At 70.6% G+C, this 26950-nt stretch carries 26 protein-coding genes and 1 tRNA gene; 17 read left to right on the top strand and 10 right to left on the bottom strand.

What is annotated here, in order from left to right:
- Nucleotides 1-103: 103 nt before the first annotated feature.
- From sepH to FLL47_RS25095, 4 genes are all read right to left on the bottom strand, one after another.
- Nucleotides 104-1123: a septation protein SepH gene (gene sepH, locus FLL47_RS25110; protein WP_144123040.1), complete on the bottom strand. Its 1020-nt coding sequence runs from the start codon at nucleotides 1121-1123 to the stop codon at nucleotides 104-106.
- A 193-nt stretch (nucleotides 1124-1316) separates the two neighbouring features.
- The gene (locus FLL47_RS25105; protein WP_186315902.1) at nucleotides 1317-2513 is read right to left on the bottom strand and encodes an acyltransferase family protein; all 1197 of its coding nucleotides are present in this window, start codon (nucleotides 2511-2513) and stop codon (nucleotides 1317-1319) included.
- 198 nt (nucleotides 2514-2711) lie between these two features.
- The gene (serC, locus tag FLL47_RS25100) at nucleotides 2712-3836 is read right to left on the bottom strand and encodes a phosphoserine transaminase (RefSeq protein WP_144123038.1); all 1125 of its coding nucleotides are present in this window, start codon (nucleotides 3834-3836) and stop codon (nucleotides 2712-2714) included.
- A gap of 179 nt (nucleotides 3837-4015) precedes the next feature.
- Nucleotides 4016-5119 carry a citrate synthase 2 gene (locus FLL47_RS25095; RefSeq protein WP_144123037.1) on the bottom strand — a complete coding sequence of 368 codons (1104 nt, stop codon included), beginning with the start codon at nucleotides 5117-5119 and terminating at the stop codon, nucleotides 4016-4018.
- A 262-nt stretch (nucleotides 5120-5381) separates the two neighbouring features.
- On the opposite strand from FLL47_RS25095, the gene pdxH reads away from it, so the two are divergent.
- From pdxH to FLL47_RS25065, 6 genes are all read left to right on the top strand, one after another.
- Nucleotides 5382-6047, top strand: coding sequence for a pyridoxamine 5'-phosphate oxidase (gene pdxH, locus FLL47_RS25090; RefSeq protein ID WP_144123357.1), 666 nt, complete (start codon nucleotides 5382-5384; stop codon nucleotides 6045-6047).
- 23 nt (nucleotides 6048-6070) lie between these two features.
- Nucleotides 6071-6994 (top strand): aldose 1-epimerase family protein, encoded by a 924-nt coding sequence (locus FLL47_RS25085; protein ID WP_246158564.1) that lies wholly within the window; start codon nucleotides 6071-6073, stop codon nucleotides 6992-6994.
- Between the two features lie 2 nt (nucleotides 6995-6996).
- On the top strand, nucleotides 6997-7656 hold the full coding sequence (locus tag FLL47_RS25080) for a nitroreductase family protein (protein WP_144123036.1): 660 nt from the start codon (nucleotides 6997-6999) through the stop codon (nucleotides 7654-7656).
- Nucleotides 7657-7691: 35 nt separating this feature from the next.
- Complete coding sequence (locus FLL47_RS25075; protein ID WP_144123035.1) at nucleotides 7692-7985, top strand: type II toxin-antitoxin system VapB family antitoxin; 294 nt, start codon at nucleotides 7692-7694, stop codon at nucleotides 7983-7985.
- A 185-nt stretch (nucleotides 7986-8170) separates the two neighbouring features.
- Nucleotides 8171-9331, top strand: coding sequence for an acyl-CoA dehydrogenase family protein (locus FLL47_RS25070; RefSeq protein ID WP_144123353.1), 1161 nt, complete (start codon nucleotides 8171-8173; stop codon nucleotides 9329-9331).
- A 110-nt stretch (nucleotides 9332-9441) separates the two neighbouring features.
- Nucleotides 9442-10212 carry a DUF4230 domain-containing protein gene (locus FLL47_RS25065; RefSeq protein ID WP_144123034.1) on the top strand — a complete coding sequence of 257 codons (771 nt, stop codon included), beginning with the start codon at nucleotides 9442-9444 and terminating at the stop codon, nucleotides 10210-10212.
- Nucleotides 10213-10214: 2 nt separating this feature from the next.
- Here the strand turns inward: FLL47_RS25065 and FLL47_RS25060 are convergent, their stop codons facing one another.
- Nucleotides 10215-11804, bottom strand: a complete 1590-nt coding sequence (locus tag FLL47_RS25060) for a N,N-dimethylformamidase beta subunit family domain-containing protein (protein WP_222106198.1) — start codon at nucleotides 11802-11804, stop codon at nucleotides 10215-10217.
- Between the two features lie 213 nt (nucleotides 11805-12017).
- Between FLL47_RS25060 and FLL47_RS25055 the strand changes: the two genes are divergently transcribed.
- The 6 genes from FLL47_RS25055 to FLL47_RS25030 all read left to right on the top strand — a co-directional run bounded on the left by FLL47_RS25055 (nucleotide 12018) and on the right by FLL47_RS25030 (nucleotide 18619).
- Nucleotides 12018-13376, top strand: a complete 1359-nt coding sequence (locus FLL47_RS25055) for an L-serine ammonia-lyase (RefSeq protein WP_144123033.1) — start codon at nucleotides 12018-12020, stop codon at nucleotides 13374-13376.
- Nucleotides 13377-13484: 108 nt separating this feature from the next.
- Complete coding sequence (locus FLL47_RS25050; RefSeq protein WP_144123032.1) at nucleotides 13485-15659, top strand: bifunctional glycosyltransferase/CDP-glycerol:glycerophosphate glycerophosphotransferase; 2175 nt, start codon at nucleotides 13485-13487, stop codon at nucleotides 15657-15659.
- Between the two features lie 239 nt (nucleotides 15660-15898).
- A complete protein-coding gene (locus FLL47_RS25045) occupies nucleotides 15899-17209 on the top strand; it encodes an ABC transporter ATP-binding protein (RefSeq protein ID WP_144123031.1) in 1311 nt (436 codons plus the stop codon).
- A 159-nt stretch (nucleotides 17210-17368) separates the two neighbouring features.
- Entirely contained in the window at nucleotides 17369-17833 is a 465-nt protein-coding gene (locus FLL47_RS25040; protein WP_144123030.1) for a DUF4442 domain-containing protein, read from the top strand.
- 149 nt (nucleotides 17834-17982) lie between these two features.
- A tRNA-Arg gene (locus FLL47_RS25035) sits at nucleotides 17983-18055 on the top strand.
- Between the two features lie 231 nt (nucleotides 18056-18286).
- Nucleotides 18287-18619, top strand: a complete 333-nt coding sequence (locus FLL47_RS25030) for a hypothetical protein (RefSeq protein WP_144123029.1) — start codon at nucleotides 18287-18289, stop codon at nucleotides 18617-18619.
- A gap of 428 nt (nucleotides 18620-19047) precedes the next feature.
- Here the strand turns inward: FLL47_RS25030 and FLL47_RS25025 are convergent, their stop codons facing one another.
- Nucleotides 19048-19272, bottom strand: coding sequence for a hypothetical protein (locus tag FLL47_RS25025; protein ID WP_144123028.1), 225 nt, complete (start codon nucleotides 19270-19272; stop codon nucleotides 19048-19050).
- Nucleotides 19273-19858: 586 nt separating this feature from the next.
- On the opposite strand from FLL47_RS25025, the gene FLL47_RS25020 reads away from it, so the two are divergent.
- The 3 genes from FLL47_RS25020 (at nucleotide 19859) to FLL47_RS25010 (ending at nucleotide 21651) form a co-directional block, all read left to right on the top strand.
- The gene (locus tag FLL47_RS25020) at nucleotides 19859-20143 is read left to right on the top strand and encodes a hypothetical protein (RefSeq protein WP_144123027.1); all 285 of its coding nucleotides are present in this window, start codon (nucleotides 19859-19861) and stop codon (nucleotides 20141-20143) included.
- A gap of 181 nt (nucleotides 20144-20324) precedes the next feature.
- Complete coding sequence (locus FLL47_RS25015; RefSeq protein ID WP_144123026.1) at nucleotides 20325-20705, top strand: hypothetical protein; 381 nt, start codon at nucleotides 20325-20327, stop codon at nucleotides 20703-20705.
- A gap of 226 nt (nucleotides 20706-20931) precedes the next feature.
- A complete protein-coding gene (locus FLL47_RS25010) occupies nucleotides 20932-21651 on the top strand; it encodes a hypothetical protein (RefSeq protein ID WP_144123025.1) in 720 nt (239 codons plus the stop codon).
- Nucleotides 21652-21711: 60 nt separating this feature from the next.
- Here the strand turns inward: FLL47_RS25010 and FLL47_RS25005 are convergent, their stop codons facing one another.
- A complete protein-coding gene (locus FLL47_RS25005; RefSeq protein WP_186315901.1) occupies nucleotides 21712-22317 on the bottom strand; it encodes a LytR C-terminal domain-containing protein in 606 nt (201 codons plus the stop codon).
- An 88-nt stretch (nucleotides 22318-22405) separates the two neighbouring features.
- On the opposite strand from FLL47_RS25005, the gene FLL47_RS25000 reads away from it, so the two are divergent.
- Nucleotides 22406-23053: a DUF5701 family protein gene (locus tag FLL47_RS25000; protein ID WP_144123023.1), complete on the top strand. Its 648-nt coding sequence runs from the start codon at nucleotides 22406-22408 to the stop codon at nucleotides 23051-23053.
- A gap of 20 nt (nucleotides 23054-23073) precedes the next feature.
- On the opposite strand, the gene FLL47_RS24995 is transcribed toward FLL47_RS25000, so the two are convergent.
- Together FLL47_RS24995 and galE are read right to left on the bottom strand one after the other, a co-directional pair.
- A complete protein-coding gene (locus FLL47_RS24995) occupies nucleotides 23074-23943 on the bottom strand; it encodes an aldo/keto reductase (RefSeq protein ID WP_144123022.1) in 870 nt (289 codons plus the stop codon).
- 138 nt (nucleotides 23944-24081) lie between these two features.
- Nucleotides 24082-25122, bottom strand: coding sequence for a UDP-glucose 4-epimerase GalE (gene galE / locus FLL47_RS24990; RefSeq protein ID WP_246158561.1), 1041 nt, complete (start codon nucleotides 25120-25122; stop codon nucleotides 24082-24084).
- A 212-nt stretch (nucleotides 25123-25334) separates the two neighbouring features.
- Here galE and FLL47_RS24985 point away from each other — a divergent pair, with 212 nt between their 5' ends.
- Nucleotides 25335-26474, top strand: a complete 1140-nt coding sequence (locus FLL47_RS24985) for a glycosyltransferase family 2 protein (protein WP_186315900.1) — start codon at nucleotides 25335-25337, stop codon at nucleotides 26472-26474.
- A gap of 120 nt (nucleotides 26475-26594) precedes the next feature.
- Here the strand turns inward: FLL47_RS24985 and FLL47_RS24980 are convergent.
- Nucleotides 26595-26950, bottom strand: a 356-nt coding sequence (locus tag FLL47_RS24980; RefSeq protein ID WP_281286631.1) for a UDP binding domain-containing protein, incomplete at its 5' end; no start/stop codon positions are given.

Raw genomic sequence — 26950 nt, 5'->3', positions numbered from 1 at the left:
TCACCCTATCCCCGTCCGCACGGCTCCCGGCAGGGTTGAAAGTGATATGGCCTGCTCGTTTCGGGACGCTCAAGCGTCCCGAAACGAGCAGGCCAAAACGAGGTCAGTTCTCCCGGGCCGCCGGGGCGCCGCCGAAGAGCACGTCGTCCCAGCTCGGCAGGCGCTTGCGCGGCTTGTCGCCGGTGCCGCTCGCGGCGTTGTTGTCGACGGGCTGCCGGCGCGGGCGCAGCACGGCCAGCGACGGCACGGCCGGCACCTCCTTGGGCGCGTCCGCGTCCTCGTCGAAGGCGCTGCTGTCCCGGCCACCTGCCAGCACGGCGCTGGCCGGGCGCTGGCGCGGCGCGTCGGAGGGCACGTCGAGGCCGCGGCCGGGGCCGCTGCCCAGGGGCCGGTCCATCGCGGCGACCAGCGCGTCGCGGCCGGCCCGGATCGGGTCGCGACCCGGGCGGCGCGCGGTGTCGCCGGCCGAGGGCAGGCCGTGGCCGCTGCGGCTGGGCGCGGCGGTCTGGCCCGCGGTCGGGTCCTGGCCCAGGATCTGGGTGGGACGCTCGGCGCACAGGTACTGCGCCATGTCGTCATAGGGCGACACGGACTGCCGGTTGCGGTCGAGCTCCCAGATCGCCTGCGCGGTGGCCTTGCCCGACGGCCAGGTGGCGACGATGCGCCAGGTGCCGTCGTCGCGCCGGTAGGCGTCCCAGGAGATCTTCTCCGTGTCGATGCCGTGCTGGGCCAGCCGGCCGTCCACGACGTCGGCGAGGGTCGCGCCCTTGTCCGAGCTCTTCAGCCGGGTGCGGCGCGCGTGCTGGGCGAGCATGGCCCGCTCCTGCAGCACCGGGCCGGCGTAGCGCAGCACACGGTCGACCGGCACGCCCGCGATGCGGGCCACGTCGTCGGCGCTCTCGCCGGAGCGGATGCGCGACTGGATGTCCCGTGGGGACAGCACGGTGGCGGCGTCGAAGGGCGACGCGGTGATGGTCATCGTGTGCGCGCCGGAGCCGCGGTCGGGATGCGTCGCCGAGGCGACGCGGTCGTCGATGGGCAGCGCCAGTAGACGACCGACCTCGTCCGCGAGGACGAGCGCCTGGCCGTCTTCGGAGAGGGCGACGAACCGTACGGGTCGCATCGTCAGCCTCCGTCCCCTGTGCCCGGTCCATGCCGTGGCTGCCGGGGGGAGCTCCCGGCCACGGTATGACGTTCCCAAGACAACACCGTACGCGTTGAAGGCACCCCCGCGCACCCGCCACGCCGACTCTGACGACACGCTCACATTCGCGTGCGGGCATGTCCCCGTGTCCACGGTGGCCGGTGGGGCCGGTTCAGCCCCTGCGTACGGCTGCGAGCGAGGTGGTCAGACTCCGTTTGAGGCGGCCGCCGAGCGGACGTTCCACATAGCGGTGGACGAGCCAGGCGACGCCGAGCATCAGCGCGACGATCCCGGCCAGCAGCAGCCAGTGCGGCACCCGGTCGCGTAGGGCGAGGATCAGTGTCTGCCCGATGGCCTGGTGGATCAGGTAGAGCGGATAGGTCAGCGCGCCCGCGACGGTCAGCCAGCGCCAGGAGACGCGCTGGAACGCGCCGAGCGCGATCGCCGCCAGCAGCGCGAAGCAGCCGGTGACCACGGCGGCGACGCTCCACCAGTCGAGGTGGAAGTGCGCCAGGGCCGGGTAGCCCTGCAGCCGGTACAGCGCGATCAGCCAGTTGACCCCGACCAGCCCCCACAGCAGCAGGTTGGCGCCGAACCTGTGGATCAGGAACAGGGCCACGCCCGCGACGAAGTACGGCGCGAACTCCGGCACGATCATGTTGTCGATCCAGCGCTGGTCCCAGGTGGTGGAGAACGCGGCGACCAGCGTCCACACGGTGCAGAAGTAGACGACCCGGCGGCAGGTCACGCCCAGCCAGACCACGATCGCGAAGAGCAGGTAGAAGCGCAGTTCGGCGCCGAGCGACCAGTAGGACCAGTCCTGGTCGGTGACGCCCAGCCCGCTCTGCAGCATGGTCAGGTTGACCAGCGACTCCGGGGCGGGCAGCGGCCCGCGCAGCGCCGGCCAGGCGGCCAGCACCGCGGTGGTCAGCACGACGCCGACCCAGTACGCCGGGAACAGCCGGACCGCCCGGGACACCGCGAACTCGCCGAGGCCGCGGCCCCAGCTGCTCAGGCAGATGACGAACCCGCTGATGAGGAAGAACAGGTTCACGCCGAGCCAGCCGAAGGAGGCGACGGCGGCCAGCGGTCCGAACAGCGAGCCGGGCTCGACGCCCCACGGTCCGCGTACCAGGTGATGGGCGACCACCAGCAGTGCCGCGGCCAGCCGCAGCCCGTCGAGCACCAGCAGCCGCCGGGGCGGGGCCGCCTGCTCCGCGGGCGCAGCCGCGACGTCCGGCCGAGCGGTCTCCGGCCTGGCCGGCGCTGCGGGCCGGAGCCTGGCCGGGTGCTGGACCGCCCGCGTCACCGCATGGGCCGGGCCACCGCGTGCCACGTGCGGTGTGCTCGCTTCCTGCTGCCTCGTCACCGGAGGGACCCCTTGCGCTGGTCGGTCGGGCTCACCTCTGGCGCTTGCCCAGCTGTCCCGCCGGCTACACCCGGCGGAAGGGGCGAGCCTATCCAAGACACCCTCTAATCGCCCCAAATGCCGCAGGCATTCACCGGTACGCGGACAAAAATGTGGCGGAGCCCTTCGGGCCCCGCCACATCACGTGCGCTGATCGGTCTACAGCTGCTCGATCACGTAGTCGATGCTCGCGGTCAGCGCCTGCACGTCCGACGGCTCGATGGCCGGGTAGAGCGCGACGCGCAGCTGGTTGCGGCCCAGCTTGCGGTAGGGCTCGGTGTCGACCACGCCGTTGGCGCGCAGTGTCTTGGCGATCGCGGCCGCGTCGACGCCGTCGTTGAAGTCGATCGTGGCGACCACATTGGAGCGCAGCCCGGGGTCCGTCACGAACGGCGTCGCCGCCGGCGACTTCTCCGCCCAGCGGTACAGGATCTCGGCGCTCTCCGCGGTGCGCTGCGCCGCCCAGGACAGGCCGCCCTGCGCGTTCATCCAGTCGGTCTGCTCGGCGGCCAGGAAGACGGTGGCCAGCGCGGGCGTGTTCAGGGTCTGCTCCAGCCGCGAGTTCTCGATCGCGGTGACCAGGTCCAGGAACGCCGGGATGTAGCGGCCGCCCGCCTTGATCTGTTCGGCGCGCGCGATGGCGGCCGGCGAGAGGATGGCGATCCACAGGCCGCCGTCCGAGGCGAAGCACTTCTGCGGCGCGAAGTAGTAGACGTCGCTCTGGGTCAGGTCCACGGGCAGGCCGCCCGCGGCCGAGGTGGCGTCGTGCAGGATCAGCGCGCCGGGGTCGGCCCCCGCCACCCGCTGCACCGGCACCGCGACACCGGTCGACGTCTCGTTCTGCGTGATGCCGTAGGCGTCCACGCCTTCCTCGGCGACCAGGAACGCGGCGCTGCCCGGCTCACCCTTGTGGACCGTCGGCGCGCCCAGGAACGGGGCGTCCTTGACGGCCTTGGCGAACTTCGCGCCGAACTCGCCGAACGTGGCGAACTGCGCCCGGTCCTCGATCAGGGAGAACGCGGCCACCTCCCAGAAGGCGGTGGTGCCACCGTTGCCGATGATCACCTCATAGCCCTCGGGCAGGCCGAAGAAGTCGGCCAGCCCCTGCCGGAAGCGGGCGACCTGGTTCTTCACCGTCTTCTGCCGGTGCGAGGTGCCGAGGAAGGAGCCGGCGACCGAGCTGAGCGCCTCCACCGCCTGGGGCCGTACCTTGGACGGGCCGCAGCAGAACCGGCCGTCGACAGGCAGGAGCTCGGCAGGGATCTTGATCGGCGTCTCGGCCATGACATCAGTCCTTCAGGCGTGTCAGATCGTGCGAGAGAGCATCGGCGACGCTGCCGTATGCCGCATTCTCCCACGTCAACGAGCCACCTCCGCCCGACGTCCCACCCTTTCCCCCGTGACGGTCCTCACGCACGAAGGGCGCCCGTTGTGCGGGCGCCCTTCGCGTGCGGAAGCACGGGTCAGTGGTGGCTGATGGCGTTCCAGCCCTCGACCTGCTGCGCCTTGCGGGTGCCCGGGCCGACGTACGTCGCCGACGGGCGGACCAGGCGGCCCAGCTTCTTCTGCTCCAGGATGTGCGCGGACCAGCCGGCCACCCGGGCACAGGTGAACATGGAGGTGAACATGTGCGCGGGGACCTCGGCGAAGTCGAGCACGACCGCGGACCAGAACTCGACGTTGGTCTCCAGCACCCGGTCGGGGCGGCGGGCGCGCAGCTCGGCCAGCGCGGCCTTCTCCAGCGCCTCGGCCACCTCGTAGCGGGCCGCGCCCAGCTCCTTGGCGGTGCGGCGCAGCACGCGGGCACGCGGGTCCTCGGCCCGGTAGACCCGGTGGCCGAAGCCCATCAGCCGCTCGCCGCGGTCCAGCACGCCCTTGACGTAGCCCTCGGCGTCGCCGGAGCGCTCCACTCCCTCGATCATGTGCAGCACCCGCGAGGGCGCGCCGCCGTGCAGCGGGCCGGACAGCGCGCCGATGCCGGAGGAGATGCAGGCCGCGGCGTCGGCGCCGGTGGAGGCGACGACCCGGGTGGTGAAGGTGGAGGCGTTCATGCCGTGCTCGGCGGCGGAGATGAAGTACGCGTCGACGGCCTTGACGTGCCGCGGGTCGGGCTCACCGCGCCAGCGCTTCATGAAGCGCTCCACGATGGTCTGCGCCTTGTCGATCTCCTTCTGCGGCACGGCCGGCAGGCCCAGGCCGCGAGCCGACTGCGCCACGAAGGACAGCGCGGTCACCGACACCCGGGCGAGGTCCTCGCGGGCCTGCTCGTCGGAGATGTCGAGCAGCTGTCCCAGGCCCCAGTACGGGGCGAGCATGGCCACCGCGGACTGCACGTCGACGCGGATGTCACCGGAGTGCACAGGCACCGGGAACGGCTCGGCGGGCGGCAGGCCCGGGCCGAACTTGCCGTCCACCAGCAGCGCCCAGACGTTGCCGAAGGAGACCTGGCCGATCAGATCCTCGATGTCGACGCCCCGGTAGCGAAGCGAACCGCCTTCCTTGTCGGGCTCGGCGATCTCGGTCTCGAAGGCGATCACGCCCTCCAGGCCCGGCTTGAAGTCGGACATGTCGTTCTCCCGGTTCGTGGACCTGAGGTTAGGTTCAGTTCGAGCAACATCTTGCCCCGCGGGTAACCGTTTGGCGACCCGCCCCGCACGTGCCGGAAGCGACATCTTCGGCGGGCGGCGGGCTTGTCAACGGGATTTCCACCGGTGGCGAGCTGGCACGACACGATTTCCACTGCTGATACGCAGTGCGACAGGATGACTACGTGACTTGGAGCACACCTTGACCACCGGCCCCTCCGCCGCGCCCCACGACCTGGCGCGCATGCGCCGTGAATACGAGCCCGCCGCCGCGCACCGCCCGGCCGTGCGCGAGGAGCCGCTCGTCGAAGAGCACCTGGCCGCGGACTGGTCCACCCAGTTCGGGCGGTGGTTCGCCGAGGCTGTCGCCGCGGACCTGCCCGAGCCGAACGCGATGATCGTCGCCACGGCCGACGCCGACGGGCGGCCGAGCAGCCGCACCGTGCTGCTCAAGGGGTACGACGAGCGCGGTTTCGTGTTCTTCACCAACTACGCCTCGCGCAAGGGCCGCGAGGCGCTGGCCAACCCGTACGCCAGCCTGCTCTTCCCGTGGTTCGCGATGGGCCGCCAGGTGGTGGTGTGCGGGCGGATCACACCGGTGGACCGGCACGTGAGCGAGGAGTACTTCCGGCTGCGCCCGCGCGGGGCCCAGCTGGGCGCGTGGGCCAGCGCGCAGTCGTCGGTGCTGCCCGGCCGGCAGGCGCTGGAGGACGCGTACGCCGCCGCGGAGCAGTCGTTCCCGGCGGAGGCGGAGGTGCCGCTGCCCGAGCACTGGGGCGGCCTGCGGGTGGAGCCGGAGACCGTCGAGTTCTGGCAGGGCAGGCGCAGCCGGCTGCACGACCGGCTCCGTTTCCGCAGGGACACGAGCGGCGGCGCGGACAGGTGGATCGTGGAGCGCCTCGCGCCTTAGAAAGCAATGTAGGGTGCGAGATCGTGACCAACTTTCGGCCGTCCGGCACCCAATGGACGCTCAGCCACGGTGACCAGACCGCTACCGTCGTCGAGGTCGGCGGCGGTCTGCGCAGCTATACCGTGGGCGGGACGGAGATCCTCGACGGGTACGCCGAGGGCGAGCTCTGCCCGGCCGGCTCCGGCCAGCTGCTGATGCCCTGGCCGAACCGGATCCGCGACGGCCACTACCGCCACGCGGGTCAGGCGCACCAGCTTCCGCTGAGCGAGCCGACTCTGCACAACGCCATCCACGGCCTGGTCCGCTGGCTTCCCTGGCACGTGGTGAACGCCGAGGACGGCCTGCTCGCGGTGGAGTGCGGGCTGGAGCCCCAGATCGGCTACCCGTGGCGGCTGGGCCTGCTGGTCGAGTACCGGCTGGGCGAGAACGGGCTGGCGGTGACGCACAGCGTCGTGAACCGCTCCGGCGACACCGCGCCGTTCGGCGTCGGCACGCACCCCTACCTGCGCATTCCCGGCGTCCCGGTGGACGAGCTGACGCTCACCGTGCCCGCCCGGACCCGGCTGCTGGTCGACGGCCGCATGCTGCCGATCGGCGCGGCGAAGGTGGCCGGCGGCGAGTTCGATTTCACCGAGCCGCGGCGCATCGGCGCGCTGGAGCTGGACACCGCGTTCGGTGACCTGGTGCGCGACGGCGACGGCGGCTCGACGGTCAGCATCAGCGCGCCGGACGGGCGTGCGGTGCACGTCTGGGCGGATCAGAACTTCCACTGGTGGCAGCTGTTCACCGCGCACACGCTGACCGGCGAGCGGCACCGCCGCGCGGTCGCGATCGAGCCGATGACCTGCCCGCCTGACGCGATGCGCTCGGGCCGGGACCTGATCGAGCTGGCCCCGGCCGAGACCTGGCAGGGCACCTGGGGAATCCGCGCCGATCTCGGGGCCTGAGCGTGGAGTTCGCCGACGTCGTCCGCCGGCGCCGGATGGTGCGCCGGTACGACCCGGACCGGCCGGTGCCGGCCGAGGTCGTGCAGCGGCTGCTGAGCCACGCCACCCGGGCACCCTCGGCCGGGTTCGCCCAGGGCTGGGCGTTCCTGGTGCTGGAGACGGCGGACGAGCGGGAACGCTTCTGGACCGCGGCGAGCCCGCAGGCCGGAGCGCGGACCCGGTGGCTGCACAACATGCGCACGGCTCCGTTGATCATCGTGCCCCTGTCGGACAAGTCGGCGTACCTGGACCGGTACGCCGAGGCCGACAAGGGCTGGACGGATCGCGACGAGGCGCGCTGGGCGGTGCCGTACTGGCATGTCGACACCGGCATGGCCGCGCTGCTGATGCTGCTCACCGCCGTGGACGAGGGCCTGGGCGCGTGCTTCTTCGGCATCCCGCCGCAGCGGCTCGACGCGTTCCGCGAGGCGTTCGGGGTGCCGGCGGCGTACGCCCCGGTCGGCGCGGTGAGCGTGGGTTACCGAGCGGCCGATCACCGGTCGGCGTCACTCGCCCGGGGGCGCAGGTCACTCGACGAGGTGGTCCACCGCGGGACCTGGGGAGCGACCGTGGAAGCAGCGCGGGCGCCGGTGGGTGCGCACAACGTCGCCGACGGCGGTTAGGCTGAGCGCACTCGGTTTCGGAGGGGAGGGCAGGCGTGATCTTCAAGGCGGTGCGCGACGGGCAGCCGTACCCGGAGCACGGGTACACCCTCAAGCAGTGGGCCGAGATCCCGCCGGAGCGGGTGTCGCTCAACCAGCTCATCACCATCAAGCTGGAGATGGCGCTCGACCGGGTCCTGGCGGACGACTCCACGTTCTACGGCGATCTGTTCCCGCACGTCGTGCAGTGGAAGGGTGAGCTCTACCTGGAGGACGGGCTGCATCGGGCGCTGCGGGCGGCACTCCAGCAGCGGCACCAGATCCACGTCCGCATCCTGGTGCTCAGCTGAGCTGAGCTGAGCTGCTGGCGCCCGCCTCCGCGGGCGCGGGGTTCGGCCTGGGAGGCCTCCCTTACCCGCCGGTCGCTCGTCCGCTGCGCGGACTTCCGCTCCTGGCGGGTGCGGTCGGCGGCCGAACCCGGCCGTCGTTTACCTGATGGCTTAGCCGCCGTTAAGGTGACCCCGTGACGACTCCGGTGCTCCCCCTCGATCTGCTCGACCTGGACTCGCTGCTCACCGACGAGGAGCTGCAGATCCGCGCCGTGGTCCGGCGCCTGGTCGACGACAAGGTACGCCCCCACGTGGCCGGCTGGTACGAGACCGGCCACGCCCCGGTGCGCGAGCTGGCCCGCGACTTCGGCGCGCTCGGCCTGCTCGGCATGCACCTGGAGGGCTACGGCTGCGCCGGATCGTCGGCGGTCGCGTACGGGCTGGCCTGCCTGGAGCTGGAGGCGGCCGATTCGGGCGTGCGCTCGCTGGTGAGCGTGCAGGGCTCGCTGGCCATGTTCGCGATCTGGAAGTACGGGTCCGAGGAGCAGAAGCAGCGCTGGCTGCCCGGTATGGCCAAGGGTGAGCTGATCGGCTGTTTCGGCCTGACCGAGCCCGACCACGGTTCCGACCCGGCGAACATGTCCACCCGGGCCCGCCGTGACGGCGACGGCTGGGTGCTGCACGGCGGCAAGATGTGGATCACCAACGCGCCGGTCGCCGACGTGGCCGTGATCTGGGCCCGCACCGACGAGGGCGTGCGCGGCTTCGCGGTCCCCATGGACACGCCGGGCGTCACCGCCAAGGAGATCACCGGCAAGCTCTCGCTGCGGGCCAGCGCCACCGGGGAGATCGTGCTGGACGAGGTGCGCCTGCCCGCCGACGCGATCCTGCCCGACGCGGCGGGCCTCAAGGCCCCGCTGAGCTGCCTCACCGAGGCTCGCTACGGCATCGTCTGGGGCGCGCTGGGCGCGGCCCGCGACTGCCTGCACACCGCCATCGAGTACGCCGGCACGCGCACCCAGTTCGGCAAGCCGATCGCGGGCTTCCAGCTCACCCAGGCCAAGCTCGCCGACATGGCGCTGGAGCTGCAGAAGGGCTTCCTGCTGGCGTTGCACCTGGGCCGGGTGGCCGACCGCGGGGGGCTGCGCCCGGAGATGGTCAGCGCGGGCAAGCTCAACAACGTGCGCGAGGCGATCGCGATCGCCCGGCAGTGCCGCACCATCCTCGGCGCCAACGGCGTCTCCGGGGAGTACCCGGTGCTGCGCCACGCCAACAACCTGGAGAGCGTGCTGACCTACGAGGGCACCTCGGAGATCCACCAGCTGGTGCTCGGCCAGCGGCTCACCGGCATCGCCGCCTTCGGCTGACGGCCGCCCGCGGGTTATCGCGTATTGGTCCGACCGCAGAGGGTGCTTGTTGTCGGCGTCGGGTAATACCGTGGTGTCCGTACACCCCAGCGGTCAGACAGGAGACGTCAATGGGCGCCGCCGACGAGCCGACGCAGAACCTGCCGGAGTTCAAGCCCGGCCGGTCCCGGCCGACCGAACCGCTGCCCCGGCAGCGACCCGACGACGAGGAAGTCGAGCACGTCGAGCCGCCCCGCCGGTCAAGATTCGGGCGCGCCCTGCTGGCCCTGGTGGTCGTGCTCGGCGTGCTGGCCGGCGGCTACTTCGGGCTGACCGCGGCCGGGCTGATCCCGAAGTTCGCCAACCCGTTCGCGGAGCAGAAGACCGACAACAGCCAGCCGCCGCTGCTGCTGTCGATCAAGGACCTGAGCCGGTTCGTCGCCGCGGAGGGCAACTTCGAGGTCATCGTCGACCTCAAGGAGGACCGCAAGTTCATCCCGGACTGGCTGCTCAACCAGCGCACCCTGTTCGTGGCCGCGGGCACGGTCGAGGCGTACGTCGACTTCAGCAACCTCTCCGAAGACAAGATCGTCGTCTCGCCGGACCGCAAGTCGGTCACCATCACGCTGCCCGCGCCCCAGGTCGCCGAGCCGAAGCTGGACCTGGACCGCAGCTACGTCTTCGCCGAGGAGCGGGGCCTGATCAACCGGGTCTCCGAGTTCTTCGACGGTGACCCGAACCGGCAGCAGGAGACCCTGCTGCGGGCCGAGCAGCAGCTGGCCGACGCGGCGAAGAAGAGCACGCTGCAGCAGCGGGCCGAGGAGAACACCCGCAAGACCCTGGAGAGCATGATGCGCTCGCTGGGCTACACCTCGGTGACCGTGATCTTCGAAGGGGCGTGAGATCAGGCCCGCATGGCGGGTGCTGCGCCCTCGGGGTTCAGCATGCGGTTCATCAGGTTCGTGGTGGCGCGCTGGATGCGGGGGTCGCGGTAGCCCCGGCGGTTGAGCGCGAGCGGCCAGTTGAAGGTGCCCGCGCAGAACACCACGGCGCCCGAGGCCGCCTCGTACACGCTGGTGTTCTGCACGGCGGGCTTGCCCCTGGTGGTCGTGTACGGCGAGGCGGACAGCAGGGTCTGCACGCCGTCGGCGAACGGGTAGCCGGCGTCGCGGCCGTCCGCCTCGCCGGCCACCAGGTTGCGGATCGCCATGCCGTCCTGGACCCCCGCGCCCTGCCACATCCAGTGGCCGGCCTGCTGCACGATCAGCGGCGCGGCCGTCGCGACGACGCCGTTGTACTGCACCCCGAGCAGCCGCTGCTCCGCGTCGTGCGCGCTGAGGGTGCGCCAGGTGACGGTCGACCGGCGGGCGGCCGAGCCCGGGTCCTCCTGCGCGTACTTGTAGCAGGCGACGACCCGGTCCGGCCGCTCGCCGGCGGGCTCGTAGCCGATGTTCCAGTAGACGTTGTTGGCGGCCAAAAAGGCCAGGCTCACCCCGCCGGCCACCGCGGTCTCGGCGGCCGCCCGCATCTCGGCCGACCAGTACTCGTCGTGCCCGGGGAAGACGAGCCCCGCGTGCCGGAGCGGATCGATCCGCCCGGCGTGCAGGTCCACGCTCGTGGCGTAGGTCACGTCGTAGCCGCTGCGCTCGGCCCACTGGATCAGGTCGTAGTCGGTGTCGAACATGTAGGGCAGACCGGAGCCGCTGTAGGGCCGGTCGAAGGAGACCTTGCGGGACCGCTCCTCGGTGCCGATCACGCCGTCGAGCCGGTAGCCGTGGTAGAGGTTGCGCCCGAGGCGGCCGTCGCGCGGCCAGAAGTTGTAGGCCTGGTACGTGGAGAACGGCAGCACGACGCAGAGGTTGCCGGTCCGGCGCTCGTCGCGCACCACGAAGACGGCATGGCTGCGGTGGTTCGAGGCGGTGGTGAACACCGCCACGTACATGCCGGACACCCAGCCGGCCGGCACCTTCAGGGTCCACCCCACGGGCCAGTCGCAGGCGACGAGGTTGGTCTTGACCACACGTGCCGCCTTCGGCTGCGGCCTGCCGTTCAGCGTGGGGCTGCTCACCACGTGGCGGGCCCCGGCACCGCCGTAGTGGCCCAGCCGGAAGACCTCGATCCGGTACGCCTCGGAGCCGCCCACGTGCACGTGGAAGTCGATCGACTCGCCGGCGGCGACACTCGTCGCCGAGGCGTAGGCCGCGATCTGCTGCTGTACGTCGTCGGCGCTGCGGAAGCCGGGGTCGTCGGCGAGCCAGCGCTTGCCCGTGGGGTGGCTGTTCTCGGCGGGGACCGGGTTGGCGGTGCGCGGCGCGCGGGTGCGGCCGGGGGTGGGCTTCGGGGACGCCGGCGCGGTCACGGACTCACCGGTGCGCTGCTGCGGCACATTGGCACCGGTGCGCTGCGGCTTCTGACCGGATCCGCAGGCGGCCAGAACACCGGCGGCACCCGCGGCCAGTCCGCCGATGGCGGCACGACGCGAAACAGAAGGCATGGCAGAACTCCCCCGACGTGACGTCGCCGGAACAGCGATCCGTGACCAACTACTCGCAGGGGGTGTTCGCTGATTCGCATCGTCGAACGGGGGGCGCGAGGGGGGTTGGGGGTGCGGAACCGGTTCCAGCCCGCCGAAGAGTACTCGGCTGACGGTCCTGCCGGTAGCAGAGCTACTGTTGACCGTCCGTTCCAGCGTCGGAAGGCACACCCCGTGATCAGCGTGTTCGACCTTTTCAAGATCGGGATCGGGCCCTCCAGCTCGCATACGGTCGGGCCGATGCGCGCGGCGAACCGGTTCGCGACCGGGCTGAAGGCGGACGGGCTGCTCAGCGACGTTGCGCTGGTGCGCGCCGAGCTCTTCGGATCGCTGGGCGCGACCGGCCACGGGCACGGCAGCGACAAGGCGGTGCTGCTGGGGCTGGCCGGAGACGACCCCGAGACCGTCGACACGGCCACCGCCGACGCCCGGTTCCGCGAGATCAAGGCGGCGGGCCGGGTCCGGCTGCTCGACATCGAGGACGCGGGCTTCGAACTGACCCTGCACCGCCGGCGCTCGCTGCCCTTCCACCCGAACGGGATGACGTTCGCGGCCTTCGACGCGGCCGGGGCGTGCGTGCGCGAGCGCACCTACTACTCGGTCGGCGGCGGGTTCGTGGTGGACGAGGACGCGGCCGGGGCAGACCGTATCAAACCGGATGACACGGTGGTGCGCTTTCCGTACCGGACCGGTGGCGAGCTGCTCGCCCTGGCCAAGGACACCGGCCTGCGTATCAGCGACATCGTGCTGGCCAACGAGCTGTCCTGGCGCTCGGAGGCCGACGTGCGGGCCGGGCTCCTGCGCATCTGGCAGGTCATGCAGGACTGCGTGGAGACCGGCTGCAACGTCGAGGGCACGCTGCCGGGCGGCCTGAAGGTGCGCCGGCGCGCCGCGGAGCTGCACCGCACCCTGTCCAAGGAGCACTTCGCCACCGACCCGCTGCGGGTCATGGACTGGATCACGCTGTTCGCGCTCGCCGTGAACGAGGAGAACGCGGCCGGCGGCCGGGTGGTCACCGCCCCGACCAACGGCGCGGCCGGCATCGTGCCTGCGGTGCTGCACTACTACGCCCGTTTCGTGCCCGGCGCGAACGACGACGGTGTGGTGCGCTTCCTGCTCACCGCCGCTGCGATCGGCGTGCTGTTCAAGGAGAACGCGTCCATCTCCGGGGCCGAGGTCGGCTGCCAGGGCGAGGTCGGCTCGGCCTGCTCGATGGCGGCGGCCGGCCTGGCCGAGGTGCTCGGCGGGACCCCGGAGCAGGTGGAGAACGCCGCCGAGATCGCGATGGAGCACAACCTCGGGCTCACCTGCGACCCGGTGGGCGGCCTCGTGCAGATCCCGTGCATCGAGCGCAACGCGGTGGCCAGTGTCAAGGCGATCACCGCGGCGCGGCTGGCGCTGCGCGGCGACGGCAACCACTTCGTGTCCCTGGACAAGGTGATCAAGACGATGCGGGAGACCGGCGCCGACATGAAGGTCAAGTACAAGGAGACCGCGCGTGGCGGCCTCGCCGTCAACGTGATCGAGTGCTGAGGGGCCGTCCTACGGTTTCACCCGGTTGAGCCCGGCCCGCGTTGTTAGCGTTGACGGATACCGAACGCGGGCCGCACCGGCCCCGCCGCACAGGGGGCCGATGCCGACGTGACGCTGCTGAGCATCGTCCTGCCCGCCTACAAGGTGCAGGGCTACCTGCGCGAGTGCCTCGACTCGATCCTGGACCAGGGCTTCGCCGACGTCGAACTGATCGCGGTCGACGACCGGTCGCCGGACCACTGCGGCGAGATCTTCGACGAGTACGCCGCCCGGGACTCCCGGGTCAGCGTGCTGCACCTGGCGCAGAACGTCGGGCTCGGGGAGGCGCGCAATCTAGGCCTGGCCCAGGCGACCGGCGAGTACGTGTGGTTCGTCGACACCGACGACACGCTCACCCCGGGCTCGCTGGAGACGGTCGCGCGGGCACTGCGCGAGCAGGCGCCGGACGTGCTGATCGTGGACTTCGAGCGCACGTACCCGATCGGGCGGCCGCGCCGCAGCAGGCTGCGCCGGTCGCTGGCCGCCGCGGCCGGGCCCAACGGGGCCGACCTGCAGTCCCGCCCGGGGCTGGTCAAGACCATCCACACCGTGTGGAACAAGATCGTACGGCGGGACCTGCTGGCCAAGCTCGACCTGCGCTTCGCCCCGGGCTGGTACGAGGACGTCTCCTGGACGTACCCGCTGCTGGTCGGTGCCGAGCGGATCTTCACGCTGGAGGAGGTCTGCTACGCCTACCGCCAGCGCCGCCAGGGCGCGATCACGCGCACCGTGAACCCCCGGCACCTGGAGGTCTTCACCCACTGGGAGCGGGCCTGGGAGCTGATCGACCTGCAGGGCGGCCGGGCCGATCCGGTCCGGCCGGTGCTGTTCGCGCGCATGATCTGGCACCTGATGCAGACCGTCGGCAACGAGGACCGGCTGCCGGCCAACCTGCGCAAGCACTCGTTCCTGCGCACCGCCGACATGTTCGCCCGCTACCTGCCCGCGGGCGGGTTCGCCCCGCCGGGCGGCGCGGACGGGCTGCGCTACCGCCTGGTGGCCCGGCGGGCCTGGCGCTCGTACGCCGCGCTGCAGGCGGTGCGGCGCACCCAGCGCCGGGTGCGCGGTGCGGTGACCTCCGGGTTGCGCGAGCGCGCCGGGTCGGGCGCCCACCTGGGCCTGCTCGCCCGCGCCTACTACCGGTTGCAGCGCCGGCTGCCGCTCGAGGAGAACCTGGCCGGTTACGCGGCGTACTGGTACCGCGAGGTCTCCTGCAACCCGGCCGCGGTCGAGCAGGCGGCCCGCCGCCTCGCCCCGCATGTGCGCGGGGTGTGGGTGATCGGCCGGGACGCGGTGGGCGCGGTCCCCGCGGGCACGGCCCACGTGGTCGAGGGCTCGCGTGCCTACTACCGGCTGCTGGGCCGGGCGAAGTACCTGGTCAACAACGTGAACTTCCCGGACTTCGTGCGCAAGCGGCCGGGCCAGGTGCACCTGCAGACGCACCACGGCACCCCGGTCAAGGCGATGGGCCTGGACGAGCAGCACCACCCGGCGGGCGAGAAGCACAACTTCGCGGCCCTGCTGCGCCGCAGCGACCGCTGGGACTTCAGCGTCAGCGCGAACGCCCACAGCACCGAGGTGTGGGAGCGGGTTTACCCGTGCGCGTTCGAGTCGCTGGAGACCGGCTCGCCCCGCAACGACCGGCTGGCCCGCGCGGGCGCGGCCGAGTCCGCGGCGGCCCGGGCGGCGCTGGGCGTGCCCGAGGACGAGACCGTCGTGCTGTACATGCCGACGTCACGCCCGGAGCCGCTGACCCTGCCGCCCTTCGACCCGGCGGCGCTCGCCGCGGCGCTGGGCCCGCGCGCCCGGGTGCTGGTGCGCGGCCGCCTGGTGCCCGGCGTGGACTCCCCGGACCCCCGGGTGCAGGACGTGTCGGCGTATCCCGTGGTGGAGGACCTCTACCTCGCCGCTGACATCCTGGTCAGCGACTACTCGTCAGTGATCTTCGACTTCGCGGTGCTGGACCGGCCCATCGTGCTCTACGTGCCGGACTGGGCCGAGTACCGCGCGGCACGTGGCGCCTCGCTGGACGTGATCGAGCACGCGCCGGGTCCGGTCGCCGGCAGCTTCGCCGAATTGGTCTCGCTGCTCGGCGAAGGCCGCGCGAACGCGTGGAGTGAGCGTCGTGCGGCGTTCCGTGACCGCTTCTGCGCCTGGGAGGACGGGCACGCGGCCGAACGGGTGGTGCGCCGCGTTTTTCTCGGCGAGCAGGTGACGCCGCCGCGACCGGTGCCGCCGCGCTGAGGATTGCGCCGCCTTTCCGAGGCCCGGTCCGCGACGGCGGTCCGGGCCTCGCTGTTTGCACTCTCCGAAAAAGACACGGTGCGTTCGCATGCGATTCCGCAGCGTCGTGAACTGGGCGAGCGGCAAGGTAATAGATTCGTGACCGCGTGAACATGGAACGTTTACCCGATAGGAAGGCGGGGGATTTTTCGCGAGAGTGTCCAGATTCGGGGCCGGAACGATCGCTGTGGGAGGAGACGGTGACAACCGTCGCGCTCAAAGACGTCACCAAGGTTTTTCCAGATGGGACCGTAGCGGTCGACAACGTCAGCCTGGACGTGGCCGACGGGGAGTTCATGGTGCTCCTGGGTCCTTCCGGCTGCGGCAAATCGACCGTGCTTCGCATGATCGCCGGGCTTGAGGACCCCAGCAGCGGCGCCATCATGCTCGACGGCCAGCTGGCCAACCAGCTCCCGCCGCGCGACCGGCGCATCGCCATGGTCTTCCAGGACTTCGCGCTGTACCCGCACATGACCGTCGGCGAGAACATCGGCTTCCCGCTGCGGCTTTCCGGCATCGAGCCGGAGCCGCGCGCGGAGCGGGTCGCCGACGTCGCCAGCGCCCTGGGCATAGGGGACGTGCTCGGCCGCAAGCCGAGCCAGCTGTCCGGCGGCCAGCGCCAGCGGGTGGCCATGGGCCGCGCCATCGTGCGCCGTCCCGGGCTCTTCCTGATGGACGAGCCGCTGTCCAACCTCGACAGCGGCCTGCGTGCCGAGCTGCGCGCCGAGATCTCCGGGCTGGTCCGCGAGCTGGGCGTCAGCACCGTCTACGTGACGCACGACCAGGCCGAGGCGCTGACCATGGCCGACCGGGTCGCCATCATGCGCAAGGGCGTGCTGCAGGACGTCGGCACACCCACGCAGGTGTACGGCAAGCCGGCCACCCTCTACGTGGCCGCCTTCCTGGGCAGCCCGCGTATGAACCTGCTGGAGGCGTCGGTCTACGTGCACCTCGACCGCTACGTCCAGCTCAACCTGGGCGAGCAGTCGCTGTACCTGAAGTGGGACGACATCCGCGCTCGCGCCGTGTCGCACTTCCACGGCGAGCGCATCGTCATCGGCGTACGGGCCGAAGCCCTCACGCCGGTCGCCCCGGACACTCCGGGCGACGTGCTGCAGGGACGCATCCGCTACCTGGAGCACCACGGTCACGAGTCGCTGGCCTTCGTGGACATCGGCGCGACCGCGGTCGTGGTCGATGAGATCGGCCGTTCCGCGGCCGAGCAGGAGGAGCACGGCTCCCGGCTGCGCCGCTTCGGCCACGTCATCAACCGGATGAAGGGCCGCAGCAACGGAGTCGCGACCTCGGTGGTCGAGCGGCCGTCACATCGTGAGCGGGAGAGCGTTCTCTCTGACCCGGGCCGGCACCACCGGCGCGCCGCCGAACTGGCGGTGCGGTTGGCGCCGTACCCGCAGATCAGCTCGGGCCATCCGCTGTCCATCGCGGTGCGCATGGACGCGCTGCACTTCTTCGACGAGCGCGGTGACCGGATCGACGTCGGCTGGCGCTGACGGGTCACCTCGCCCGGCGAGGCCCGGTGGCCTCGCCCAAGATCGCCGCTTCATGTCGAAACCCGGGGTTTCACTTCGGGTTTCGACACGAGGCGGCGATCTTTCGTTTGCCTGCCGACCCCTTGCCGCCATTAGTTACTTGTCGGTAACATGGCGGCCATGACGATCGACGCCACCGCCGTCGCCGAAGGCCTGCTGGCCACCGTGCCGTTCGCGCGCACCATCGGCATCGAGTTCACCGAGATCACCGTCGACGGGGACGGGGTGCGCGCCGTCGCCGCGCTGCCGGACGACCCCGCCGTGCACAACCACGTCGGCGGACCGCACGCGGGCGCCATGTTCAGCCTCGGCGAGACCGCCTCCGGCGCCATCGTGCTCGCCGCGTTCGGCGACCAGCTGCACCGGGCCACGCCGCTCGCGGTGCGCGCAGGCATCGCGTACCGGAAACTGGCCATGGGCGTCGTCAGCGCGACCGCCACGCTCTCAAGGCAGCCCGCGGACGTGGTGGCCGAACTGGACGCCGGGCAGCGGCCCGAGTTCGAGGTGAACGTCGTCATCGCCGACGCCGAGGGCGTGACCACCGGGGAAATGACCATCACCTGGACCCTGCGCCCCAACCGCTGAACCGCACCGTTCCGTGTGGGTGCGGTACACGGCCGCCAGGACGGCGGCGCTCAGGCCGATCGCCACCTGGGCCGGCTCAGGCCGCACCGGCAATACCGGACCACCTCGTACAGCGAGATGTCTCGCCGGTCGCTAGACTGTGCACTCGCGCCCTCGTAGCTCAGGGGATAGAGCAACGGTTTCCTAAACCGCAGGTCGCAGGTTCGATTCCTGCCGGGGGCACCTCCACGATCAGGCATTTCCCCTTCCGAACTGGGAAGACTCACACCGGCCGATCGATGCCGTGTGCAGCCGTGCGCCACCCCGAGCCGCCGTTTGTCGCCAGTCACGGAATATGCACGGAATGATCTTGGATGTGTTTTCGCAGGTCGCAAAGCAAAACGCGGCCGCATCGCGACCGCGTCGAGGTGCGACGGTATTCAACCTCCGTCGGGAATGATCTAGGGTCGGGCGATGGAAAGCATGAGCTTCAAGGCCCTTCGGGTGGTGTCAGACACCGACGTTGAGCTGATCTTCGAAGGAGACGACGGCACTCAGGTGGTTCATACCTTCAACATGCTTCCGGTGCCGCAACTTGGCCAAGGCGGCGCGGTCGTCAATGGCGACGACGACTTCCAGCAGAAGTACCGCAATCTGATCAGCCCAGACACTCCGCGCTGGCCAGAGACACTAGCCGCCGAAGCTTGGCGGGCAGCATCGCAACCGTTCCCCGCGGGACAAACGCTGGAGCGGCTGACGGAAGAGGTTCGTGCCGCCAGAAAAGCCGCTTGGGATGCCCGTCACTGACAACGCTCCGGTCGCGTGCCATAGCTGGCAGCAAGGCGACCACGCGATCTCCCAGCGCACTGAGATCACAGCACCTTCCCTGCCGGCATACCTAGCCCATCGGCATGTGTCGAAACTTTCCCTACGAGGTCAAGGCGGCGCTGAAGCGCCGCGCTGGGTCCGGGCACTGGGCCTCGGCGCTCTGCCTCCGGCCGCGCCAGGCCCGCGCCCGACCCGGCAGCCAGCAGCGAAGCCTTGAGTCGATCGGACAGATCGACTTTGCCGAAGGCGAAGAGTTGCCACAGGTCAGCGCTCTGATCAACGCGGCTGGTGATCGACTGGCCGACGATGCGGCCACGGCCAGCGACGACGCACGTCAGGGCGTGCCGGAAGCGATCAAGCCGGGGGTGACCGCTCAGCGAGAGGAAATGATCATGCTGGCAGCCCGGTCAGCCAACCCATCCAAACCCGATCATGACGCAGTACACACCAACAGGAATGCTCGCGGCACCCACAACCTTCATGATCATCGGGCTGTCCTTGAAGATCCGAGGTGCGAAAGCCAGGTACTTGCGCCTCGACTCAACATCCGGCAGACGCATCGCCGCCCGCGCCTTCAAGAACATCACCGCGCCGGTCAACATCTCGAACGCACCCAGCCACACAAACCCCATGTCAGGGGACCGCAAAATCGTCTCCAATCGATGGTTTTGTCAGTAGGTTCAGCTACCGAAGATCGGCATTATTTTCTACTTTTATTCTTTTCGCACGTTAGCCGGACTAGCTGACCGCAGCTCCCGCCGCCGTCACATCCGCGATCATCACGGTTAGAGCGGTAGACCTTGGGGCTCCGCCCCAAACCCCGGCCGACGCTCGGGGATCAGCAAGATCCCCTCGGCCAGTCGCCACAGGTAAGCGCAGGCCGGGGCCACTCCGCACCTGCCACTCCAAGATTTTTCTAACCGCTTCGCAGAAAAATCTTGAAGCCTCGGCAGGCACTCCGGACCCCACCCTGCGCTTAGGCAGAGCCCGCCAGTCCGAGGGGATCAGCTCACGGCAGAGCCACCCGCCGACACCAGGCGTGTTCCCCGAATGTTCCCCAGGACAGCCGTAGATGGCTGGACTCAGCCGGACACAGCCGGACCCAAAGCGAAACGCGGCCCCGACCGTTGTTGCTGGTCAGAACCGCGTTTCTGCTGCTGGTGGCGGGTAGAGGATTCGAACCTCTGTAGCTTTCGCGACGGATTTACAGTGGGCTCCGTGCTTATGGTTCATGAAGGCGAAGCAGCTCGAGGCGGGCCGTTGGTCGGCGCAGTGATCCTGTTAGGGATCGGACTTTTGGTGACCGCGAGCGGCGCTCTGGCGATCTTGATTGCCCGGCGGCAACGCCGTGACCCGGAATTCCCCCGTTCGCTCCCGTTGCCTGCCGTGTTCTCCTGGTACTGGATGCCGTGGTGGTTCAATATGGCGGGCGGCATCGTGGTCGCCACCCTGGGCCTCATCGCCTTTGCGGCTGGAATCGCGCAAGCGACGACGGGTGTGTAGGAGCGATCACGGAACCCTGCCGTAAGCAGCGAAGTACAGCAACGTCACTGCGCGCCGCCGACCCCACACGCGCGAACCTGCGCGGGCAACCTCGTGCCTGGCCTCCGGCGACCTGACCGCCAGTAATCCGTAGGTTCAGGGTTGGGCTAGTTGACGGCCGCACCCTGCCGAGGCGAGCCACATGTCCAGCACGTATGCGCGGTCGGCCGGCGCGGGCTGCGATGATGACTGGATGCGAATTCGGTCGACGCGCGACAGCGTCGCGATGGGGGACGACGTCGACGCTCCGCACGAGCAGGTCCTAGACGTGGCGGACGGCACCACGTTCGGCGACGTGGTGGATCATGTGTTGGCGTCCGGCTATCTGGCGCGTATAGCTGGTGGGGAAGCGACCTGGCTCGTCGTGGTGGAACGGGTACATGCCGTCGTCGCGCAGCAGTGGAGCACAGCGTCCTGGCTGACCGATCCGCAGTCACAAGCACCAGACTCAATTCACTTCCAGTACCTAGCACAGCGCGACCCTCGCGAAGTGCTGGCCGTGATGATTGGCGCCGCCAGGTAGGCGACGATTCGCGATTCATGAGGCCCACGGAACATGCACGGAATGATCTAGGACTTGCGAGTCTCTGTGACGCACGTTTCCGCAGGTAGCCGCCAGGCTAGGTCGCTCAGGGCCAGCCCCTTCCTAAACCGCAGGTCGCAGGTTCGATTCCTGCCGGGGGCACCAGGTCATTGGGTCATGGCTGACCGGCGCCGTGTCGCGAGACGGCGGCGGTTATGTTTGCGCCATGTTCCGTCGTGCCAGGCTCTGGCATCCCGCTGCCACGGCAGCGCTCTGCTGGCCTCTGGGCACTGCTCTGGGTTTGGCGACCGAGCCGCTGTGGCAGTCCGGCGGGCTCGCCGGCTACCTGCTGGTGCCGCTGGCAGTCCTGGTGGTCTACAGCGTGGCCGTATGGCGCTGGCCGTGGCCGTCGACTGGATTCCAGGTGATGACAGGCTCGTTCACCACCACGCCGCGGTGGCCGAACGGCGGGATGTTCATCGTCGGCGGATATCTGGCTGCGCCGCACCTCGCCGCAATACCGTCCGGTTCGGGCACGGCCGATCTAGTCATCCCCCTCGCCCTCGCCGCCTCGTGGAGTCTCGGCATCTCGCTCATTCCCGCGCTTCGGCCTCGGCTCATACTCACGCCCGCCGGACTGGACGGGCGCGGGCTCGGTTTCCCCAGCGCGTCCTGGGACGCCATCACCGACGCCGAACTCGTCGAGGCCGGTCCTCGCGTGGGCCGGGGCGTGAGGTTGACTCTGGTCGGGCCAAACGGCCGAGAGCGAACGGAAACGATCCCCCGAGGCTTCGCGGTGGGCTACCCGTTCCTGGCTGCCGCCATCAGGCATTACATCGACCACCCCGAACACCGCACGGCCATCGGCACCGAGGCCGAACGGCAACGCCTCCGGTCGGTCGTCGGTGCAGAACCTGAGCCTGATGGCGAACCGAGCCACGTCTGAGGAAAGCCGCGCAGCCCAGCCGATGCGCATACGGCAGATCGTTCAGACCACATTTCGCCGTCAGCGACGGCAGGTGCCGGGCGGCAGTGCCGGACGTCCCAGCAGCGCCATCCGGTGCCGCATCTCGGTCGATGTCGCGAGCAGCTCGAACTGCCCGCCCACGACGAGGTCGACGGCACCGGTCCGGCGAGCGGGGTCGAATTCGAGTTCGACCTTGTCCTCCTCGTCGGCCTCGGCCACGTAGCCGCGCAGCAGGTGGGCTGCGCCGACGGCGTCGGGTCCGAACCGGAGGACGGCGATCCGGTCGGGATGTACCGTCCGCTCATTGCCGACGGTGCCGACGTTCAGCCCGCGGTCACGCAGGGCGTCGGCGACGGTTCGGGCCAGGTCGGCCGTCGTGGTGCCGTTGAAGACGTCGACCAGTGCCCGCTCCTCCGCCGGGATGTCGAGGCTGACCGGCGTCTGCCCGGGCAGGCAACCGGCGGGCAGGGCTGCCGCGCCGTCCGAGGGCGACCCCGGGATCGGCGCAGCGGGCGTGGTCAGGGCCGTCAGCACGAGGGCCGCGACGATCGCGGCACCGGCGGTGAAGACCGCCAGGCGTACGCGTCGGCGGGTGCGCCCGCGAACGACCATTTCCTGTGTGGCCGTGGTGGTCATGCTTGTCATACGCCGAGGAGCCGCAGTAGGTTGCGCGGTGGTTTCAGCCAGTGCAGGGCGAGGTACGTTCGCAGTCGATGCCGTCCGGAGGTCTGCCATGCCCGCGCCCCTGCCCGACCTGCGTGAGCAGGCCCGCCGCCTCGTCGAGCTGGGCCTGCACGAGGGCGCGGGGCTGACCGCGGAACAGGTGCACGCGGCCGCCGCGACCGGCACCACGAACGCGCTGCTGGTCATCCATCCGGGCCGGGTGCGGCCGTCGTCGCTCGCGCCGCTGCTCCAGCGGGACGGCAGGGCGGGTTTCGTGGTCGAGGACATGACCGACGTCGACGCGTTCGCGCCGATCGACGCCGCGGTCCCGCCGCCGTCGGCGCTGTACCTGCTGCACGACGTCGATCGCGGGGACGCCATGGCCAACTGGAGTCCGGACGAGGCCCTCGCGGCGATCACGGCTGCTGCGCGTACGCCGCTGACTCTCACCGAGGGCATCATGTGGGTGCTCGCGCAGCCTGACGTGCTCGAGCGCAACCGCTGCTTCATGACCATCGCTTCCCGGCTGCGCCGGGCGAACGGCTCGCTCGACGCGCGGACCCCGGCCCTGTGGATCAGCAACGGCACGGGCCGGGACGGCGCTGCCCGGCGGCACGCGCCGAAGGTGGGCTGGTGCTGGGCCGGCAACCGGCACACGTGGCTCGGCTTCGCCTCGGCGGCCACGCGGTCGCCACTGGCCGGGGCGGGTGCTGCCTGAGGCGCGATCCGGGTCGCAGGTCAGACCGCTGTTTCGAGCTCCCGGTACTCCTCGTCGGTCAGCGTGAGCTCGGCGGCCGCGATGTTCTCCTCGACGTGCGCGACGCTCGAGGTGCCCGGGATCGGCAGCATCACCGGCGAGCGCCGCAGCAGCCAGGCGAGCGCCAGTTGCGCCGGGCCCACCCCGTGCCGCTCGGCGGCCTGCGCCAGCGGGCCGCCGGGTTTGGCCAGCTCGCCGGTCGCGATCGGGAACCACGGGATGAAGGCGAGCTCCTGTTCCTCGCAGTGCCGCAGCACGTCCTCGGCGCTGCGATTGACCAGGTTGTAGAGGTTCTGCACGGACACGATCGGCGCGAGCTTGCGCGACTGCTCGATCTGCGCCACGGTCACCTCGGACAGCCCGATGTGCCGGATCTTCCCCTCCTGCTGCAGCAGCACCAGCTCGCCGAGCTGGTCCTCCATCGGCACCTGCGGGTCGATGCGATGCAGCTGGTAGAGATCGATCCGTTCCAAGCCGAGGTGGCGCAGGCTCAGCATGCACTGCTGGCGCAGGTACTCCGGCCGGCCCACCGGCCGCCAGTCGCCCGGACCGGCGCGGGTGAACCCGCCCTTGGTCGCGATGACCAGACCTTCCGGGTACGGGTGCAGCGCCTTTTTGATCAGCATCTCGCTGACGAAGGGCCCGTACGAGTCGGCGGTGTCGATGAGGTCGACGCCGAGTTCCACCGCCCGCCGCAGGACGCGGACGGCCTCGTCCGGGTCGGCCGGGTCGCCCCAGACCCCGGGGCCGGTCAGCTGCATCGCGCCGTAGCCGAGCCGGTTGACGGGCAGGTCGCCGCCGATGGAGAAACGGCCCGAGGCCGCTGCGGGAAGGGGACTCTGCGCCGCCATGAGTGCTCCTCGCCTGGTGCTCGCCGGACGTCGTACCCGCAGCTCAGCCTAGCCCGGCACTGTCCGGGCGGGCTGGGGAAGCACGGAGCGGAAGCCGTCGGCACGGTGGCCGACGTCAGCCCGGCCCGTGAGGGAGGGCTACCTGTCGTCGAGCCTGGCGGCCCGTACGGCGGCCCATTCCAGGGCGTGCCGCACGCCGTCGGCGACGGTGTACTCGCAGCTGAAGTCCAGCAGCTTCCGGGCACGATCGACCCTGGTGTGGGCGCCGACCACGTCACCGGGCCGCCGCGGCGCCTCGATCGTCGCCAGGGGCACGCCACGGACGGACTCCAGCGCGTCGACCAGTTCGCGCACGGTGGTGCCCTGGCCGGTGCCGATGTTGACGACGAGGTGGGACTCCGGCTCACCGGCCAGAACCTCGTCGAACTGCTGCAGGGCGGCCACGTGGGCGCGCGCGAGGTCCCATACGTGGATGTAGTCGCGGATCCCGGTGCCGTCACGGGTCTCGAAGTCGGTGCCGGTGATCCGGAACGGTTCGCCGCTCTCCACTGCCTCGATCATCTTGCCGAGCGCGTGGGTGGGCCGCGGCAGCTGCAGTCCGGTCCGCAGCTGCGGGTCGGCGCCGATGGGGTTGAAGTAGCGCAGGGAGATCACGGAGAAGTGCTCGGCCGCGCACACGTCGGCCAGCACCGCCTCCACCATGGCCTTGGTCCGGCCGTACGGGCTGACCGGGCCGATCGGCGAGTCCTCGTCGACGGTGAACTCGGGGCCGGGCTGGTAGATCGCCGCCGTCGAGCTGAAGATCAGGCGGCGGCAGCCGTTGCGGACGAGGTGGTCCACGAAGTCGACCGTCTTGGCGAGGTTCTCGCGGTAGTAGCGCAGCGGCTGGGCGACCGAATCGGGCACGACGGTCAGGGCCGCGCAGTGCACGACGGCGAAGATGTCCGGGTGCTCGGCGAAGACGCGGTCGACCAGGGGCCCGTCCGCGATGTCGCCTTCGTAGAACTCACGCCCGGCGGTGAACTCCCGGCGGCCGGTCGACAGATTGTCCAGTATCACTGGGGTTATGCCGGAGTCGAGGCACGCCGTGGCGATCGTGCTGCCGATGTATCCCGCTCCGCCGGTGATCAGCACCTTCAGGGCGCTGTGCGTGGGAACGCCCGGCACACTGTCCGTCATCGTCTGTCCTGGCTCGTCGTCTGGCGCAGAGGGCATGCCGGTGGCCTACTCCCGTGAAACGCCGAAGTTAGCAGGGCCGACACCCGACAGGCAAACATCGGGCCACGGCCGCGCCGGGGGCATCTGCGCCGGTCGATAAGGCCCGTCGTCGGGGATCTTGTGACCATTTGGGCCTGGCGGTGGGTAGTGGGTGTCTGGCACCCTTTGCTGACGTGAGACATGAATCCCCCTCGCCGTCGCCTCGCATCTCGTTCGTCGTGCCCGTATACGGGGTCGAGAGGTTCCTGGGGGAATGCCTCGAATCGCTGTTGTCCCACCCCGGCGATGACATCGAGGTCGTCGCGGTGAACGACGCCTCCCCCGACGGCAGCGGGGCCATCCTCGACGCCTTCGCGGCCCGGGACGCCCGCGTGCGGCCGGTGCATCTGACCGCCAACGTCGGGCTGGGCCGGGCGCGCAACGCCGGGCTGGCGCAGGCGAAGGGCGACTACGTCTGGTACATCGACTCCGACGACTGGATTCCCGACGGGGCCGTGCAGACGGTGCTCGACCGCCTCGCGCTGCACCACCCCGACGTCCTGATCGTCGACCACGCCGAGGTGTTCGGCGACGGGACCGTGGTGCCCCGGGTCTCCGCCGGACTGCTGGGCGACGCCCCCACGCCGCTGCACCTGTCGCGGCGGCCGGAGCTGCTGCGGCTGGCGCAGTCGGCCTGCACCAAGATCGCGCGGCGGAGTTTCCTGGAGGAGAACGGCCTGCGCTTCTTTGCCGGCTGGTACGAGGACGCGTCGTACAGCCACCCGCTGCTGATGGCGGCCGGCACCATCGACGTGCTCGACGTGGTCTGCTACAAGTACCGCCAGCAGACGCCCGGGGCCATCACGGCCTCCGTCTCCGAGCGCCACTTCGAGGTCTTCGAGCAGTACGAGCGCGTCTTCGCCACCGTGGAGCAGGCCGGTGGCAGGTTCGAGCGGTTCCGGCCCGAGCTGTTCCGCATCATGATCAACCACTATCTGGTGATCATCGGACATGAGCGCCGGCTCGGGCAGAGCATGCGAAAGGCCTTCTTCAGGCGCATCGTGGAGGACTACCGCCGACGGCGGCCCGAAGGCGGTTACGTGGCCCCGGGCGGGCTCGGCGGGTTGAAGCACCGGCTGGTGCGCTACGACGCCTACGGGGCGTACACGCTGCTGCGCCTGGCGCACCGGCTGACCTCGCAGCGGCTCGCCGCCCTGCGCAGCTCACGCAAGGCCGCCCCGGCGCTGCGGCTGCCGGTGCCGACGACCGCCGTCGCCGCTGTCCCGCGGCAGCGTGCCGAGGTCGACGCCGCGGTGCTCGACTCGACCCACTGACCAGCCGGCCGACACGAAGGCCGCCGCGCCCCCGACGGGTGCGGCGGCCTCGTCGTCTCTGACATGCGCAACGGCCGCCGCACCCGACGGGTGCGGCGGCCGTTGCGTAGCACAGGCGGGTCAGCCGCCGATGACGATGCGGTCGGTGTCGGCCCAGCGGGCCGGGTCGGTGACGCGGCGGCCGTCGACGAGGACCCGGACGCCGGGCAGCTCGGCCGGGCCGAGGTTGCGGTATTCGGCGTGGTCGGCCTGGATGATCGCGGCGGTGACGGCCTCGCCCTGGTGCGGCGGCAGGCCGTGCGCGGCCAGTTCCTCGCTGGTGTACATCGGGTCGCTGACGAACGCGTTGGCGCCGCGGGCGCGCAGCGCCTCGACGGCCGGGAAGACGCCGGAGAACGCGGTCTCCTTGACCCCGCCGCGGTAGGACGCGCCGAGCACGAGCACGTTCGCGCCGGTCAGGTCGCCGTAGGCGTCGG

It is taken from the genome of Catellatospora sichuanensis, from assembly GCF_007483665.1.
GTDB classification, from domain to species: Bacteria; Actinomycetota; Actinomycetes; order Mycobacteriales; family Micromonosporaceae; genus Catellatospora; species Catellatospora sichuanensis.
The sequence above is the reverse complement of the archived record's forward strand: the minus strand, read 5'-3'. Positions and strand labels throughout refer to the sequence as shown.